Raw genomic sequence first — 16,250 nt, forward strand, 5'->3', positions numbered from 1 at the left:
TTTTGTCTCGTTAGGGCCTGGGTGAGAGTACGCCAACTCAACGGATCGGGGGCCCTCGGGTGACTCTGCTACCTGCTGGAAGTCGGGTGTTGATTACCGGTGGCACCGGTTCCTTCGGACAGACGATGGTGCGCCGCCTCCTCGACCACGAGGTCGGCGAGGTCCGGATCCTCAGTCGCGACGAGGCCAAACAGGACCTCATGCGACACGTCATCGGGGACGACCGGGTGCGCTACCACGTCGGTGACGTCCGGGACCTCGACTCCGTGTCGCGGGCGAGCCGCGGCGTGGACTACGTGTTCCACGCCGCGGCGCTGAAGCAGGTGCCGTCGTGCGAGTTCTTCCCGATCGAGGCGATGCGGACCAACATCGTCGGCAGCGCCAACGTGATCGAGTCCGCCGAACGCCACGGGGCCAGCTCGGTGGTGCTGCTCAGCACCGACAAGGCGGTCTACCCGGTCAACGCGATGGGCATGACGAAGGCCCTGATGGAGAAGGTCGCCCAGGCGCACGCCCGGAACAACCCGCACAGCGCCACCACCGTGTCGTGCGTCCGGTACGGCAACGTCATGTACTCGCGCGGATCGGTCATCCCGCTCTTCATCGAACAGATCAAGGCGGGGCGGGCGCCCACCGTGACCGACCCGGGGATGACCCGCTTCCTGATGTCCCTGGACGAGTCGGTGGACCTGGTGGAGCACGCTTTCCAGAATGCCCGCCCGGGCGACATCTTTATCCGCAAGGCCGCCGCCTGCACGATCGGCGATTTGGCCGAGGCGGTCTGCCAGCTCTTCGACGTGCCGGCCAAGCTGGACGTCATCGGCGTCCGGCACGGCGAGAAGCCGGACGAGACGCTGGCCAGCCGCGAGGAGCTGATGCAGGCCGAGGACTTCGGCGACTTCCTTCGCGTGCCGCTGGACGCCCGCGACCTCAACTACGCGCTGTACGTCTCCGAGGGCGAGCTCGGGAGGGGACCAATTGAGGACTTCAACTCGGCGAACGCCCCGCGGTTGGGCGTACCGGAGATCGTCGAGCTGCTGAAGACGCTGCCCGAGGTCCGCGCGGAGTTGGCCCTGCGGGATCCGGTGTCGGCGTGTTGAGGCTCGCCGTCACCGGCGCCGGGGGCTTCCTCGGCTGGCACGTGCGGGTACTGCTGCGGGCCCTTGGCTGGCCGGAGCCGGCCGTCGTCACCCGCGCCGACCTCGCCGATCCACAGGCGGTCGCGGCGAAGGTGTCCGGCGTCGACCGCGTGCTGCACCTGGCCGGGATCAACCGCGGCGACCCGGCGGAGGTCAGGGCCGGCAACCTCCGGCTCGCCACGCAGCTCGCGGCCGGGTTGCGCGCCGCCGAGGTCCCGCCGGGGTCCGTCGTGTACGCGAACTCGGTACAGGCCGGCAACGGCACGCCGTACGGCGAGGCGAAGGCGGCCGCTGCGCGGATCCTCGCGGACACCGGCCTACCTGTCGACGACGTGCTGCTGCCCAACCTGTACGGCGAACACGGCCGACCGCACTACAACTCCGCGGTCGCCACGTTCTGCCGCCTGCTGGCGGACGGTGGGCAGCCGGAGGTGCACGCCGACCGGGAACTCGGCCTGGTGCACGTGACCGACGCCGCCGCCCGGCTCGCCGGGGTGCCCGCCGCCGGCTCCTGGGATCCGGCGATGCCGCCCCTGCATACGGGGGTCCGCGAACTCGCCGACCGGCTGGCCGGGATGGCCGGGACCTACCGGACCGGCGAGATCCCCGCCCTCACGAGCCGGCATGATGTGCGCCTCTTCAACACCTACCGGTCGCACTGTTTCCCACAGCGGTACCCGCTCGTACCGCCGCGTCGCGCCGACGCGCGCGGCGAACTGGTCGAGACGGTGAAGGTGCACGGGGGAGCAGGGCAGACGTTCTGTTCGACGACGCATCCCGGCGTGACCCGAGGCGACCACTTCCACCTCGCCAAGGTGGAGCGGTTCGTGGTGCTGCGCGGTACGGCGGAGATCAGCCTGCGCCGGGTCTGCGACACCGAGGTGGTGCGGTTCCCCGTGTCCGGCGACGCGCCCGTGTTGGTGGACATGCCCACCATGTGGGTGCACAAGCTGGTCAACACCGGCGACGGCGAACTGGTCACCCTGTTCTGGACCAACGAACTGTTCGACCCGGGGCGCCCCGACACCTGGCCGGAACCGGTGGAGGCGACGATCCCGAAGCCCGTGGCGGTCGTCGCGTGAAGGTCGGCCTGGTCAGCCAGTGGTACCCGCCGGAGGGTGTGTTCATCCCCGGCAACCTGGCCCAGCAACTGGCCGCCCGCGGTCACGACGTCCGGGTGCTCACCACCTTCCCGAGCTATCCGCACGGGCGGATCTACCCGGGCTGGCGGCAGCGCTGGCGGCATGTCGAGACGCAGGGACCCGTCGCGGTGCGGCGGGTTCCCGCGTACCCGAGCCACGACACCTCGGCGCTGCGCCGGGCGGCCAGCCACCTCTCCTTCGGCGGCAGCAGCGCGCTCGCCGGGCCGAGGTGGTTGGGTGGCGTCGACGTCACCTACGTCTACCACCCGCCGCCGACCGCGATCGCCGCTGCCGCGCTGGTCCGGGCCGCCCGGCGGACGCCGATCGTCCTGCACGTGCAGGACATGTGGCCGGATTCCGTACTGCAGTCCGGGATGGCCCCGACGGGCCTGGCCGGCCGGGCGGTGGCGAGTGGCCTGGACGCTCTCATGCGGACGACGTACCGGCTGGCGTCCGCCGTCGTGGTGATCTCACCCGCGATGGCGGACCTGGTGGTGGAGCGGGGCGCCGATCCGGACCGCGTACGCGTGGTGTGGAACTGGACCGACGACGTCCTGTTCCGGCCCGTGCCGGCCACCGACGCGGCCCGGGCGGCGCTCGGCCACCGGGGCCGGTGCACGGTGATGTTCGCCGGGAACCTCGGCCTGCTGCAGGGCGTGGACACGGCGATCCGCGCGGCGGCCGCCGTCCGGGACCAGGTGGACCTGGTCCTGGTCGGCTCGGGCGCCGGCGAGGACGAGGCGCGCCGGCTCGCCGCCGAGCTGGGCGCCGACAACGTCCGGTTCGTCGGCCGCCGCGCCCCCGAGGAGATGGCCGACCTGTACGCGGCGGCCGACTGGCAGCTGGTCTGCCTGCGGGACCTGCCGGCGTTGCGTGGCACCGTCCCGTCGAAGTTGCAGGCGGCGCTGGCGTGCGGCGCCCCGGTGATCGCCTCGCTCGGTGGGGACGCGGCAGCCCTGGTCGACTCGACCGGGTCCGGCCTCGTCTGCCCGCCGGAGGACTGGGCGGCGCTCGCGGGCCGGTTCCTGCAGGCCGCCGACACACCGGCGGCCGACCGCGCCGCCATGGGGCTGCGGGCCCGACGGGCCTACCAGGAACGGATGTGTCTGCGGGTCGGTGTCGACCAGTTCGAGGACATCTTCACGAAGGTGGCAGCGCAGAGAGGACGGTCATGACCCGCGTGATGACGGTGGTGGGCACCCGGCCGGAGATCATCCGGCTCTCCCGGGTGATCGCCCGGCTGGACGAGGCGGTGGACCACGTGCTGGTCCACACCGGTCAGAACTGGGACAGCTCGCTGTCCGACATCTTCTTCAAGGAGCTGCGGATCCGGGAGCCGGACCGCTTCCTCCGCGTCGACACGTCGTCGCTCGGCCGGGTGCTCGGTGGCGTGCTGGTCGGCGTGGAGGGTGCCATCGCCGAGCTGCGGCCGGACGCCCTGCTCGTCCTCGGTGACACGAACAGCTGCATCGGGGCGCTGATGGCCCGCCGGATGCGGGTGCCGGTCTACCACATGGAGGCCGGTAACCGCTGCTTCGACCTCAACGTGCCGGAGGAGACGAACCGCCGGCTGGTCGACCACGTCGCGGACTTCAACCTCGTCTACACCGAGCACGCGCGGCGCAACCTGCTCGCCGAGGGGCTGCACCCGCGCCGGATCCTGCACACCGGCTCGCCCATGCGTGAGGTGCTGGAACACTACCGGGCGGACATCGCCGCCTCGACGATCCTGCGCCAGCTGGATCTCACACCGGGCCGGTACTTCCTGGTCAGCGCGCACCGCGAGGAGAACGTGGACCGCCCGGACCGGCTCGCGCGGCTGCTGGACTGCCTGCGGGCGGTCCGCGACCGCTGGGGGTACCCGGTGCTGGTCTCCACGCATCCGCGGACCCGCAAGCGGCTGGAGGCGCTGGCGCCGGACGCGACGGTGCTGGACGGGATCGCCTTCCACGAGCCGTTCGGCCTGTTCGACTACGTGCACCTGCAGACGAAGGCGTACTGCACGCTCTCCGACAGCGGCACGATCAGCGAGGAGGCGGCGATCCTCGGCTTCGCCGCGGTGACGCTGCGCGAGTCGATCGAACGTCCGGAGGCGCTGGACGCCGGCGGCATCATCATGACCGGCCTGGACCCGGAGGGCGTCGTGGAGGCGGTCCGGGTGACCGTCGACCAGGTCGGCATCCACGGGGTGCCCTGTCCGGTCGACTACCGGGTCCCGGACACCTCCCGCCGGGTCGTCGACTTCATCCTGTCGACCGTCCGCCGGCACCACGACTGGGCGGGCATCCGCCGCTGATCCGGTCGCTCTCCGGCGACCGTCCCCGCTGGCGGCGGCGAACGGCGGCCAGGGGCAGAAATGCGGAGCGGGCCGGCGACCTTCGGGTCGCCGGCCCGCTCCGTCTTGCGGGCGGTCAGCGCGAGAGCGGCACCTGCATCGTCCGGCCGGCGGGCCGGACCGGCGGGTGGCAGAGTTGGGCGAGCTGTGCCACCACCTTCTCCGGGTCGTCGTACGGGTCGAGCCCGCTCACCTCCAGCGGGTCCAGCGCCGGCACCGCGACGTGCGAGATCAGCGGGTGCAGCGGACGGGTGTCGACCTCGCCGGTGCCGAACAGGTCCTCGTGCAGCTTCTCGCCGGGGCGGAGTCCGGTGTAGACGATCGGCACGGTGCTGGCGGCCTGTTCGGCCATCTGACGGGCCAGGTCGGCGATCCGCACCGGCTCACCCATGTCGAGCACCAGCGCCTCGCCGTCCCGGCCGATCTCGGCGGCCTGCAGCACCAGGTGCACCGCCTCCTGCACGGTCATCAGGTAGCGGGTCACCTCCGGGTGCGTGACGGTGAGCGGACGGCCGGCCTCGATCTGCTTCTGGAAGGCGGTGATCACCGAGCCGCGGCTGCTCAGCACGTTGCCGAAGCGGACGCTGAGGAAGGTGCCGGGGAAGCGGGACGCGGCGTGGGCGGTGAGCCGTTCGGTGATCCGCTTGGAGTAGCCGAGGACGCTGATCGGGTCGGCGGCCTTGTCGGTCGAGATGTTCACGAACTTGGCGACGTCCCGGCACGCGTCCAGCACGCTGAGCGTGCCCCACACGTTCGTCATGACCGCCTCGCCCGGGTGCCGCTGCAGGAGGGTGAGGTGCTTCAGGGCCGCGGCGTGGAAGATGACGTCCGGCCGCCGCTCCCGCACGATCCGCCGGATGCGCTCGTCGTCGCGGAGGTCGGCGAGGATCAGCTCCGGCCCGTCGAGCAGGGCCCGCCCGTTCAGCGACATCTGCAGGGCGTGCAGGGCCGACTCGTCGCGGTCGAGCATCATCAACTCGCCCGGGTCGGCCGTCATGACCTGCCGGCACAGCTCCGACCCGATCGAGCCGCCGGCGCCGGTGACCAGGACCCGCAGGCCGGCCAGGCTGTTGTCGGTCAGCGGCAGGTCGCCGACCACCTGGCGACGCCCGAGCAGGTCGCTGATCTGGACGTCGCGGACGTCAGTCACGGTGATCCGGTGGTCGACCAGGTCCCGGACCGGCGGCAGCACCTTGAACGCGGCGCCGGTCTGGAGGGTGGCCTCACGGATCTGCCGGATCAGCGCGGCGTCGGCGTTGGCGACGGAGAAGATCACGGTGGTGGCGCCGGTGCGCCGGACCGCCTCGGCGATGTCCTCCCGGCCGCCGAGCACGCGGACGCCGCCGATGCGCAGGTTGCGCTTGTCGGGGTCGTCGTCGAGCGCGCCGACCGGCAGGCACCGGCCGCGCGGGTCGCCCAGCATCGCCCGCAGCAGCCCCTGACCGGCGTCACCGAGCCCGAACAGCAGCACGGGTGTCGAGGAGCGGACGTCGGGCCGCATCGCCAGGTCGTGACGGTGCCGGTACGCGAACCGCGCGGAGAGCATGAACAGCAGGGCGAGCGCACCGCCCACCACGGGTGTGCTGGCCGGGACCGGCCGGTCGGGCGACGGCAGCAGACCGATCAGCAGGACGGCGGCGGTCGCGGTGGCCGTGCCGGCGAGTCCCTGCACGTCCTGGAGGCTGCCGAGCGGGTGGCGTCCCGAGTGGAGCCGGCGTACCGCGGCGACCGCCACATACATCAGCGCGGCGATGCCGCCGACGGTGGCCGCCCGGCTGAGTTGACCGGGAGGTAGGTGGAACTCGTACCGGGTCCAGACGGCGGTGACGAAACCGCCCACCCAGGCGGCGGTGTCGGTGGCGAGGAAACCCAGGGCGCGGCGGCGCGCCCGGCCCCGGCGGGACCTCTGGGCGGCACGTTCGTCGCTTCCGGTGTCCTGCGGCATGTCTTGCTCCCGTCTCCGACCGCTTCCACCCGAGGGGCAGAAGGACTTTTGTACTTTTTATCCTTGTTGCAGCCCGTATGTAATCGTTTGGGCGATTTGTCGCGAACGCGGTCCATTCAGCCACGGGCTGCTGCCGGGCAGGTGCCGGGATCAGCGCGCGGGAACCCCCTTGACCACGACGCCCTCCGGCACGTCCCGCACCACGCAGGCGCCGGCTCCGACGGTGCTGTCCCGTCCCACCTGGAGGCCTTGGAGCACGGCCGCCGTGGTGCCCACCAGAACGCCCTCCGCCAGCCGGCAGTCCCCGGAGACGGCGGCGAGCGGGTTGACCGACACGAAGTCGGCGAGCACGCTGTCGTGCCCCACGGTGGCGTTCTGGTTGAGGTGCACGTGCCGCCCCAGGGCGACGTTGGTGGTGACCCGGGCCCCCGGGAAGGCGACGAACCCCGGTCCGTACCGGGTGTCCGGGCCCACGGTGGCGTCCGGGTGGACGAGGCTCGCGGCCGGCGTCGCGTACGCGTCGACCCGCGCCGCCACCGCGCGGCGCACCCGCGGGTCGCCGATCCCGATGACGTGGTGGGTGTCCGGTGGCGCGTCGCGCAGCCAGGCCAGCCCACCCAGGTACGGCACGTCCAGGCGCTGGACGCGCTTCAGGTTCTCCTCGGCGGGCCGGTCGTCGAGGAATCCGGCCAGGTGCCAGCGGGGTCCGCCGGCGGCGACCACCGCCCGTGCGATGGTCAGCACCTCCCGACCGTGGCCGCCGCAGCCCACGATCACCAGTGGTGTCACGCGGGCGACACTCCCGTCCGCACGGTCAGGAACTCGTCGATCGCGCCGAGCACGGCGCCGATCTGGCGCTCGGTGAGGGCGCTGCCGCTGGGCAGCGTCAGCCCCTCGGCGAACAGGTCGTCGGCGGCGCCGGTGAGCAGGCTCTCCGATCCCGCGTACGCGGGCTGCCGGTGCATCGGCTTCCACACCGGACGCGTCTCGATGTCCCGGGCGGCGAGATGCGCGGCCAGGTCGGCGGCGCGCCAGCCGGACTGGTCGGGCCGGACCCGGATGACGGTGAGCCAGCAGTTCGACGCGGCGTCGTCCGCGCCGACGAGTTCGACGCCCGGCACCGGGGCGAAGAGTTTCGCGTACCGGTCGCGCAACTGCCGGCGGCGGCCGATCATCCCGTCCAGCCGCACGAGCTGAGCCCGGCCCAGTGCCGCCAGCAGGTTGCTGAGCCGGTAGTTGTACCCGGTCTCGCGGTGCTCGTAGTGCGCCGCGGGTTCGCGGGCCTGGGTCGCCAGGTGCCGGGCCCGGGTCAGCAGCGACAGGTCGTCGGAGACGAGCATCCCGCCGCCGGACGTGGTCATGATCTTGTTGCCGTTGAACGACAGCGCGCCGACGCGACCGAAGGATCCCGCCGCCCGGCCGCGGTGCGTGGCTCCGAGGGCCTCGGCCGCGTCCTCCACCACGGGCACCCCGGCGTCCTCACAGGCCGGCAGGAGCGACGTGTAGTCCACGCACGCGCCGAACATGTCGACCGGGACGACCGCGGCGATCCGCTCGCCCCGGGCGCGCAGCCGCTGCAGCAAGTCCGCGAGGAGCGGGACGTCGACGTTGCCGGTACGCGGGTCACAGTCGACGAAGACCGGCCGGGCGCCGGTGTACCGGACCGCGTTCGCGGTCGCCACGAATGTCAGCGTGGGGACGACCACCACGGCTCCCGGCTCGACGCCGACCCCGAGCAGGGCCAGGTGCAACGCCGCCGTGCCGGAACTGACCGCCACCGCTCCGCGGGTACCCACCCGGTCGGCGACGTCGCGTTCGAAGGCCTCCAGGTCGGGACCGACAGGGGCGACCCAGCCCGAGCGCAGGGCGGCGATGAGGTACGACTCCTCCAGCGGCCCGACGTCGGGCGGGGAGAGGTACACCGTGCGCGTCATCGGCGTCCGCCCTGCCGTACCGTCACCGCCGGTCCGCGCGGCACCGACGACGACGTGGCCGCCTCGGCGTACCGCGGCGCCGGACCGGCCGGGGTGCCGAGGAACTCCGGTGCGGTGGCGACGCCGGCCGCCGAGATCCCCTCGCGCCGCAGCACGGTACGGACCGTCGCGACCAGGATCGACAGGTCGAGCCGGAGGCTGTGGGTCTCGACGTACTCCACGTCGAGGTCGAACTTCTCCTCCCAGCTCAGGCCGTTGCGGCCGCGGACCTGGGCGAGGCCCGTGACGCCGGGCCGTACCTCGTGCCGGCGAGCCTGGTGGGAGGAGTAGCGGGACAGGTATTCCGGCAGCAGCGGGCGGGGGCCGACGAGGCTCATGTCGCCCCGCAGCACGTTCCAGAGCGTGGGCAACTCGTCCAGGCTGGTGGACCGTAGCCAGCGCCCCAGGGGGGTGAGCCGCTCCGCGTCCGCCACCAGTCCGCGTCGCGGGTCGAGTGGACGCATTGTCCGGAACTTGACCAGCTCGAACGGCTCGCCGTGACGGCCGGCGCGGCACTGGCGGAACAGCACCGGGCGGCCCAGCCCCGCGGCGACGAGCAGCGCGACGACCGCCATCATCGGTGCGAGCAGCACCAGCAGGAAGGCCGCCGCGGCGACGTCGAGGGCCCGCTTGCCCCGATCCGGTCGGACCGATCGTGGCGGGCGTTCAGGCGTCACCAGACCAGGAACCGGCACCGTTGCTACCTCCCGCTGAATCGGCCAGTCGTCACAAAAGGGTTGTATCAGGCACAGACGTGAGAGAGACCCCAAACAGGCACACTCATCCCGTCGGAACAACCGCCGAGGTACGAGTGAGGACACGGGTACGACCACGAGCGGGCAGGTCAGTAGAGTCCGGACACGCTCAGGCGAGAGGAGAGACGTGCTGCACCTGAGGGTGATCGCGCCGCCGGACCGATCCGAGGCGGTGGCGGACCTGCTCGCCACGGAACCCGGCGTGACCCATCTGGCGGTGCTCGCGGGCGCGGCCCGCCAACCGTGCGGTGACCTGATCCTGTGCGACGTCGTGCGCGAGAGCGCCGACGGCGTGCTGCGCACGTTGCAGGAGTTCGGCGTCGAGGCGCAGGGCGGGATCTCCGCCGCCGACGTCGCGCTGACGATCTCCACCGCCGCGGAGCGGGCCGCCCGGGAGGCGCCGGGCAGCGGGGCGGACGCCGTCGTCTGGGACGAGATCGCCGCCAAGACGGGGGAGCAGACGGAGCTCTCCGCCACCTACCTCGTGCTGATCACCGTCGCCACGATGATCGCCGGCATCGGCGTCCTTCTCGACCAGCCGATCCTCATCGTGGGCGCGATGGTCGTCGGCCCCGAGTTCGGTCCGCTCGCCGCGCTCTGCGTCGCGCTGCTGCGCCGCAAGGGACGGGTCGTCGTGCGGTCCGTGCAGGCCCTCGTCGTGGGGTTCCTGGCGGCGATGGCCGTCACGGTGGTCAGCACCTGGGCGTTGACCGCGGCCGACCTGGTGAGCCGCGAGATGCTCCTCGCCGAGCGCCCGCTGACCGACTTCATCTGGCGGCCCGACGCGCTCTCCTGGGTGGTGGGCCTGCTCGCCGGCGTGGCCGGCATGCTCTCGCTCACCTCGAAGAAGTCCGGCAGCCTGGTCGGGGTGCTGATCTCGGTGACCACCGTGCCGGCCGCCGCGAACGTCGCGGTCGCCACGGCGTACGGGGTGTGGCACGAGGCGGCCGGCTCCGCGCTCCAGCTGCTGATCAACCTGTGCGCGATCGTGCTCGCCGGCCTGTTCACGTTGGCGGTGCAGCAGACCTGGTGGCACCTGGCGCGGCGTCGTCGAGTCGCCGGCTGAGCAGCACCCGGAGCGGCACGGACTCCCCGTCGCGCCCACCCACACCGATCACCAGGGGTGCCGGGCCGGGCTGCGGGTCCGCCCCGAACAGCCGGGCACGCAGGCCGCCCGGCACGGTCAGCAGGTGGAACCGGCCGTCGACGTCGACCGCCCGCGTGCGCGCCCGGTCCACGTACCAGCCGCGCAGCCGCGTCCGGTAACGGCCGCGACCGTCGTACGACCGCGCCGTCAGGCGCTCGGCCGGCAGCCCGCGCCGCCGGGCCTCGGCGACGAACCAGGCGACCAACTCCGCCGCCGCCGCGGCCTCGGCCGCCCGCCGGCGCTCGTCGGCCGCCGCGTGCGCCGCCACCGCCCGCTGCCGCCGCTCCCGCCAGTCCAGGCCGTCCTCCGCACCCACGCCCCGACGGTACGCCCCGACGCCGTGTCCCCGGCGACCGTGGTGGTGTCCGAGGCGGACCGGGAACCCCTGTTCGGACGCTGTCGAGCTGCCCCACGCATGGGACCACCGGGTGCCGGGTGCGGACGCCGTCGCGGCTGGTCCGTCGTTGGTGCGCCATCTGTGCGGGCAGCTCGACAGGATGCCATTCGGCTTCCGCCCCGACGTCCGGGTGAAGCGACCGGCTGCCCCATACGGCCGGCTGCCCCGTAGCGACCGGGCTGCCCCAGGGCGGTGGCTGTCGCGGACGGACCAGGGTCCCGATCCGTCCGCGACATCAGCTCCACAGTGGCGGGAGCCGCCTGCACGTACCGGTCAGGCCAGACCGGCCCGGCGCAGCGCGTCGGCCATCGCGCTGTTGGCCGGCGGCGGGGTCGCGCCGCCACGGCCCTGTCGCGGCTGCCCGGCGCGCCCGCCCGACCCGCCCTGGCCGCCGCGCTCCCGGCGACCGCCGTCCGCGCCGCCGCGACCGGCGTCGGCGTCGTCGTCCAGGCGCAGGGTCAGCGAGATGCGCTTGCGGGGTACGTCGACGTCGAGGACCTTCACCTTGACCACATCGCCGGACCTGACCACCTCGTGCGGGTCCTTGACGAACGTGCGGGACATCGCCGACACGTGCACCAGGCCGTCCTGGTGCACGCCGACGTCCACGAACGCGCCGAACGCGGCCACGTTGGTGACCACGCCCTCGAGCACCATGCCCGGCGTCAGGTCGGCGATCGTCTCGACGCCCTCGACGAAGGCCGCGGTGCGGAACTCCGGCCGGGGGTCGCGCCCGGGCTTCTCCAACTCGCCGAGGATGTCGGTGACGGTCGGCAGGCCGAACGTGTCGTCGACGAAGTCGGTGGCCCGCAACCCCCGCAGGATGGCGCTCTTCCCGATGATCGACCGCAGGTCCTGGCCGGTGGCGGTGAGGATCCGCCGCACCACCGGGTACGCCTCCGGGTGCACACTGGACTCATCGAGCGGGTCGTCGCCGCCCGGGATGCGCAGGAAGCCCGCGCACTGCTCGAACGCCTTCGGTCCGAGTCGGGCCACCTTCTTCAGCTCGGCCCGGGTGCGGAACGGCCCGTTGGCGTCCCGGTGCAGCACGATGTTCTCCGCCAGGCCGGCGCCGATACCGGAGACCCGGGTCAGCAGCGGCGCGGAGGCGGTGTTCACGTCGACGCCGACGGCGTTGACGCAGTCCTCGACGACCGCGTCGAGCGACCGCGACAGCTTCACCTCGGACAGGTCGTGCTGGTACTGCCCGACCCCGATCGACCGTGGGTCGATCTTGACCAGCTCGGCGAGCGGGTCCTGGAGGCGGCGGGCGATGGAGACCGCGCCGCGCAGGGACACGTCCAGCCCCGGCAGCTCCTGCGCGGCGTACGCGGACGCCGAGTAGACCGACGCGCCGGCCTCGGAGACGACGATCTTCGTGAGGTTCAGCTGCGGGTGACGTTTGATCACGTCACCGGCGAGCTTGTCGGTCTCCCGGCTCGCGGTGCCGTTGCCGATCGCCACTAGCTCCACCCGGTGCGCGGCGGCCAGCCTCGCCAGGGTCTCGACGGAGGCGTCCCACTGCCGGCGCGGCTCGTGCGGGTAGATGGTGTCGGTGGCGACCACCTTCCCGGTGGCGTCGACGACGGCGACCTTCACGCCGGTCCGCAGGCCCGGGTCCAGACCCATGGTCGGGCGGGCCCCGGCCGGCGCCGCCAGCAGCAGGTCGCGCAGGTTGGTGGCGAAGACGCGGACGGCCTCCTCCTCGGCGGCCTGCCACAGCCGCATCCGCAGGTCCGCGCCGAGGTGGATGAGGATCCGCGTACGCCAGGCCCAACGTACCGTGTCGGCCAGCCACCGGTCGGCCGGGCGCCCCTGGTCGCTGACCCCGAAACGACCGGCGACGGCCGCCTCGTACCGGGTCGGGCCGGTGGCCACCGCGTCGGAGTCACCCTCCGGCTCCGGATCCATCGTCAGGTCCAGCACGCCCTCCTTCTCGCCCCGGAACATGGCGAGGATGCGGTGCGAGGGCAGCTTCGGGTACGGCTCGGCGAAGTCGAAGTAGTCGGCGAACTTGGCACCGGCGGTCTCCTGGCCCTCGCGTACCCGGGACACGAGCCGGCCCCGCGACCACATCTGCTCCCGCAGCGTGCCGATGAGGTCGGCGTCCTCGGCGAACCGCTCGATCAGGATGGCGCGCGCGCCGTCCAGCGCGGCGGCGGCGTCGGCCACCCCCTTCTCCGCGTCGACGAACCCGGCGGCCGTCTCCCGCGGATCCCGCGTCGGGTCGCCGAGCAGCGCGTCGGCGAGCGGCTCCAGGCCGGCCTCGCGGGCGACCTGCGCGCGGGTCCGCCGCTTCGGCTTGTACGGCAGGTAGATGTCCTCCAGCCGGGACTTCGAGTCCGCCGCCATGATCTGTGCTTCCAGAGCCTCGTCGAGCTTGCCCTGGCTGCGGATCGACTCCAGCACGGCGGCCCGCCGCTCGTCGAGCTCGCGCAGGTACCGCAGCCGCTCCTCCAGGGTGCGCAGCTGCGTGTCGTCGAGCAGGCCGGTGGCCTCCTTGCGGTAGCGGGCGATGAAGGGCACGGTCGCGCCGCCGTCGAGCAGCTCCACGGCCGCGCGTACCTGGCGCTCGGCGACGCCGAGCTCCTCGGCGATCCGCTGATGAACAGTGAGGGTCACGATCTCGATCCGCCTTCGGGAGTGGTTTCCGCCGTGCATTCTGCCGCGCTAGCGTGGCGATCATGGAACCACCTGCGGAACCCCGGGCGCGGCGCCTCTTCGGCGGCAGCGCGCGAGCGCTGGGCGACCTGGCGGCCAGCCCGTTCCGGGCCGACCGGGACCGCATCGTCGGCTCGCCCTTCTTCGCCCGCCTCAACGGGGTGACCCAGGTCGTCAGCCCCGGCGGCTCCGGCCTGCTGGTGCACAACCGGCTCACCCACAGCCTCAAGGTGGCGCAGGTGGCCCGGGCGATCGCCGAACGGCTCACCGCCGACGACCGGTACCGGGACCTGCTGGAGAAGCTCGGTGGCTGCGACGCGGACGTGGTGGAGGCCGCCGCGCTCGCCCACGACCTGGGGCACCCGCCCTTCGGGCACCTCGGGGAGCGGGTGCTGGACCGGCTGGCCCGCCAGCGGCTCGGGCTCGCCGACGGGTTCGAGGGCAACGCGCAGTCGTACCGGATCGTCACCTCCACCGAGATCCGCGGCGCCGCGACGACCGGGCTGGACCTGACGGCGGCGGTCCGGGCGGCGATGCTCAAGTACCCGTGGACCCGCCTGGACCACCCGGATCCGCACCCGCGGCTGCTGGAGCCGGCGCCGCGCGGTGCCGCGGCGCCGCCGGACGATCCGGGCAGCGGGTCGACGAAGTTCGGGGCGTACCGCACCGAGGTAGACGACCTGCGCCAGGCGCGGGAGCCGTTCGCCGGGCGGATCGCGGACTGGCAGCAGACCGTCGAGGCGTCGGTGATGGACACGGCCGACGACATCGCGTACGCGATCCACGACGTGGAGGACTTCTACCGGGTGGGGGTGCTCCAGCAGGGCGCGGTCGCCGCCGAGCTGACCGCGTGGCAGCGGGAGGGCGGGAGCCTGCGGGCGATCACCGAACCGGCCCTGGCCACCGCCGCCCGCCGGCCCGGCTCGGCGATCGAGCGGCTGCGCCGCCACCTGCACCGCAAGGACGCCTGGATCACCGACGACGACGCGTTCGCCGCCGCCGTCGAGCACGTCCGCGAAGAACTGGTGGACGGGCTGCTGGCGGTGCCGTTCGACGGGTCGATCGAGGCCGAGCAGTACGTGGCCCGCTTCTCCGCCCGCTGGACGACGCGCCTGGTCGACGCCATCCGGGTGGTGGAGGCGCCGTCGGTGCGGTCCGGGCACGTGCTGCTCGCCCCGGCGCAGTGGCACGAGGTGCAGGTGCTCAAGTTCGTGCACCACCGGTTCGTGCTGGCCCGGCCCGACCTGGCCCTGCACCAGCGCGGCCAGGCGCGGCTGCTCGCCACCCTGGTCGAGGCGCTGCTGGACTGGCTGCTCGACCCGGAGGAGGAGTCACGGCTGCCGCGCCGCCTGCACGACCTGGTCGAGCTGGCCGAGGCGGAGCTGCACCCACGGACGGCGGACCGGCTCGCCAAGGCGCGCGGCCGGGCGATCATCGACTTCGTCGCGCAGCTCACCGACGGCCAGGCGGTGGCGATGCTGGACTCGCTCTCCGGCCGCTCCGGCGCCCTCTGGACCGACGCCTTCGTCCTGTGAGGTGCAAGGAAGGGCCCCTTCTTAACGCCTGCGGTAGAGGAAGGGCCCCCTGTTAACACCCCGCGTCAGGCGACCGCCTGCCACCAACCGTCGACCGGCGGCGGGTCGTCGACGACCACGCGCTCGCCCGGCCGGGGCACCGCCAGCCGTACGTCCCGGGCCTTCGTCTCGGCCCAGAGCCGGTCCACCGGCTCCGACCAGTCGTGCAGCGCCAGGTTGAACGTCGCCCAGTGCACCGGGATCAGCAGCCCGCCCCGCAGGTCCAGGTGGGCGGTGACCGCCTCCTCCGGGAACATGTGGATGCTCGGCCAGGCCCGGTCGTACGCGCCGATCTGCATCAGCGTCACGTCGAACGGCCCGTACGCTGCTCCGATCGCCGCGTACCCGTCGAAGTAGCCGGAGTCGCCGGTGTAGAAGAGGCTGCGGTGCGCGCCGGCGACCACCCACGAACTCCAGAGCGTGCCGTCGCGGCGCAGCCCCCGACCGGAGAAGTGCTGGGCGGGGGCTGCGGTCAGGGTCAGGCTCCCGATCCGGTGGCTGTCCGACCAGTCCAGTTCGACGACGCGGTCGGCCGGCACACCCCACCGGTCGAGGTGGGCGCCGACGCCGAGGGGCACCACGAACGGCGCGTCCTGGCGGGCGGTCAGCTCGCGCACGGTGGCGAGGTCGAGGTGGTCGTAGTGGTCGTGGGAGATCAGGATCGCGTCGAGTGGGGGCAGTTCGTCGAGGCGCACCGGGGGCTGGTGCAGCCGCCGCGGCCCGACCAGGGTGGACGGGGAGCAGCGGTCGCTCCACACCGGGTCGAGCAGCACCCGCCGCCCCTCGATCTCGATCAGGGCGGACGCGTGGCCGTACCAGACGACGTTGAGCTCCCGGGTGGTGTCGCCGGCGGGCGGGTCAGCGGGCCGCAGCAGCGGCACGGCTGCCGTCGGGTGACGCTTCTGCTTGCCGAAGATCAGCTCCCGGACCAGGTTGCGGTCCGGGGCGCCGGCCATCGAGCGGCTGCTCGCCGGGTTGCGGAAGGCGCCCTCGCGGTACTGGGGTGAGCGCACCGCCCGTTCGGCCCGGGCGCCGGTCAGCCGGCCGCCGAGCGCCATCGGGATGTCCCGCGCGACCCAGGCGAGGCCGGCCAGAGCGGCAAGCCCGACCGCTCCGCTCACCCGCCGCCCGAGCGACCGGTCCCGAACCCCGTTCTGTGCTGGTGCCGCCATCGCCGTCCCT

General features: G+C 73.1%; 12 protein-coding genes and 1 pseudogene. 6 read left to right on the forward strand and 7 right to left on the reverse strand.

Going from position 1 to position 16,250, the window contains the following annotated elements; translation table 11 throughout:
* Positions 1-86 precede the first annotated feature (86 nt).
* From AB0873_RS21105 to wecB, 4 genes are read left to right on the forward strand one after another with little or no spacing between them, the layout of a single operon-like run.
* Positions 87-1,100, forward strand: a complete 1,014-nt coding sequence (locus AB0873_RS21105; protein ID WP_366601486.1) for a polysaccharide biosynthesis protein — start codon at positions 87-89, stop codon at positions 1,098-1,100.
* On the forward strand, positions 1,094-2,221 hold the full coding sequence (locus AB0873_RS21110; protein WP_366601488.1) for an NAD-dependent epimerase/dehydratase family protein: 1,128 nt from the start codon (positions 1,094-1,096) through the stop codon (positions 2,219-2,221). The genes AB0873_RS21105 and AB0873_RS21110 overlap by 7 nt, the downstream gene beginning before the upstream one ends.
* Positions 2,218-3,456, forward strand: coding sequence for a glycosyltransferase family 4 protein (locus AB0873_RS21115; protein WP_366601490.1), 1,239 nt, complete (start codon positions 2,218-2,220; stop codon positions 3,454-3,456). Before AB0873_RS21110 ends, AB0873_RS21115 begins: the two co-directional genes overlap by 4 nt.
* Positions 3,453-4,577, forward strand: coding sequence for a UDP-N-acetylglucosamine 2-epimerase (non-hydrolyzing) (gene wecB, locus AB0873_RS21120; protein WP_366601492.1), 1,125 nt, complete (start codon positions 3,453-3,455; stop codon positions 4,575-4,577). The genes AB0873_RS21115 and wecB overlap by 4 nt, the downstream gene beginning before the upstream one ends.
* A gap of 115 nt (positions 4,578-4,692) precedes the next feature.
* Here the strand turns inward: wecB and AB0873_RS21125 are convergent, their stop codons facing one another.
* The 4 genes from AB0873_RS21125 to AB0873_RS21140 form a co-directional block, all read right to left on the reverse strand.
* Positions 4,693-6,561 (reverse strand): nucleoside-diphosphate sugar epimerase/dehydratase, encoded by a 1,869-nt coding sequence (locus AB0873_RS21125; RefSeq protein WP_366601494.1) that lies wholly within the window; start codon positions 6,559-6,561, stop codon positions 4,693-4,695.
* A gap of 150 nt (positions 6,562-6,711) precedes the next feature.
* The gene (locus AB0873_RS21130; protein WP_230688781.1) at positions 6,712-7,350 is read right to left on the reverse strand and encodes a NeuD/PglB/VioB family sugar acetyltransferase; all 639 of its coding nucleotides are present in this window, start codon (positions 7,348-7,350) and stop codon (positions 6,712-6,714) included.
* Positions 7,347-8,495: an aminotransferase class I/II-fold pyridoxal phosphate-dependent enzyme gene (locus AB0873_RS21135; protein WP_366601496.1), complete on the reverse strand. Its 1,149-nt coding sequence runs from the start codon at positions 8,493-8,495 to the stop codon at positions 7,347-7,349. Before AB0873_RS21135 ends, AB0873_RS21130 begins: the two co-directional genes overlap by 4 nt.
* The gene (locus tag AB0873_RS21140; RefSeq protein ID WP_366601497.1) at positions 8,492-9,229 is read right to left on the reverse strand and encodes a sugar transferase; all 738 of its coding nucleotides are present in this window, start codon (positions 9,227-9,229) and stop codon (positions 8,492-8,494) included. The genes AB0873_RS21135 and AB0873_RS21140 overlap by 4 nt, the downstream gene beginning before the upstream one ends.
* A gap of 187 nt (positions 9,230-9,416) precedes the next feature.
* Here AB0873_RS21140 and AB0873_RS21145 point away from each other — a divergent pair, with 187 nt between their 5' ends.
* Positions 9,417-10,355 (forward strand): DUF389 domain-containing protein, encoded by a 939-nt coding sequence (locus AB0873_RS21145; RefSeq protein ID WP_366601499.1) that lies wholly within the window; start codon positions 9,417-9,419, stop codon positions 10,353-10,355.
* Here the strand turns inward: AB0873_RS21145 and AB0873_RS21150 are convergent.
* Both AB0873_RS21150 and AB0873_RS21155 read right to left on the reverse strand, forming a co-directional pair.
* Positions 10,294-10,752, reverse strand: a complete 459-nt coding sequence (locus AB0873_RS21150; RefSeq protein ID WP_366601501.1) for a hypothetical protein — start codon at positions 10,750-10,752, stop codon at positions 10,294-10,296. The two genes, AB0873_RS21145 and AB0873_RS21150, sit on opposite strands and share 62 nt — an antisense overlap.
* A 354-nt stretch (positions 10,753-11,106) precedes the next feature.
* Positions 11,107-13,519 (reverse strand): annotated as a pseudogene (locus AB0873_RS21155) (Tex family protein).
* Between AB0873_RS21155 and dgt the strand changes: the two are divergent.
* Positions 13,518-15,029, forward strand: a complete 1,512-nt coding sequence (dgt, locus tag AB0873_RS21160; RefSeq protein WP_155332920.1) for a dGTP triphosphohydrolase — start codon at positions 13,518-13,520, stop codon at positions 15,027-15,029. The pseudogene AB0873_RS21155 and the gene dgt sit on opposite strands and share 2 nt — an antisense overlap.
* A gap of 65 nt (positions 15,030-15,094) precedes the next feature.
* Here the strand turns inward: dgt and AB0873_RS21165 are convergent, their stop codons facing one another.
* Complete coding sequence (locus AB0873_RS21165) at positions 15,095-16,240, reverse strand: MBL fold metallo-hydrolase (RefSeq protein WP_366601503.1); 1,146 nt, start codon at positions 16,238-16,240, stop codon at positions 15,095-15,097.
* Between the last annotated feature and the right edge of the window lie 10 nt (positions 16,241-16,250).

Source organism: Micromonospora sp. NPDC047707 (genome assembly GCF_040704235.1).
Lineage (GTDB): Bacteria > Actinomycetota > Actinomycetes > Mycobacteriales > Micromonosporaceae > Micromonospora.

Excerpts from the sequence above, each read along its gene's own strand:
- wecB (WP_366601492.1), top strand. The coding sequence starts at position 3,453 with ATGACCCGCGTGATGACGGTGGTGGGCACCCGGCCGGAGATCATCCGG.
- AB0873_RS21125 (WP_366601494.1), bottom strand. The coding sequence starts at position 6,561 with ATGCCGCAGGACACCGGAAGCGACGAACGTGCCGCCCAGAGGTCCCGC.
- AB0873_RS21135 (WP_366601496.1), bottom strand. The coding sequence starts at position 8,495 with ATGACGCGCACGGTGTACCTCTCCCCGCCCGACGTCGGGCCGCTGGAG.
- dgt (WP_155332920.1), top strand. The coding sequence starts at position 13,518 with ATGGAACCACCTGCGGAACCCCGGGCGCGGCGCCTCTTCGGCGGCAGC.
- AB0873_RS21165 (WP_366601503.1), bottom strand. The coding sequence starts at position 16,240 with ATGGCGGCACCAGCACAGAACGGGGTTCGGGACCGGTCGCTCGGGCGG.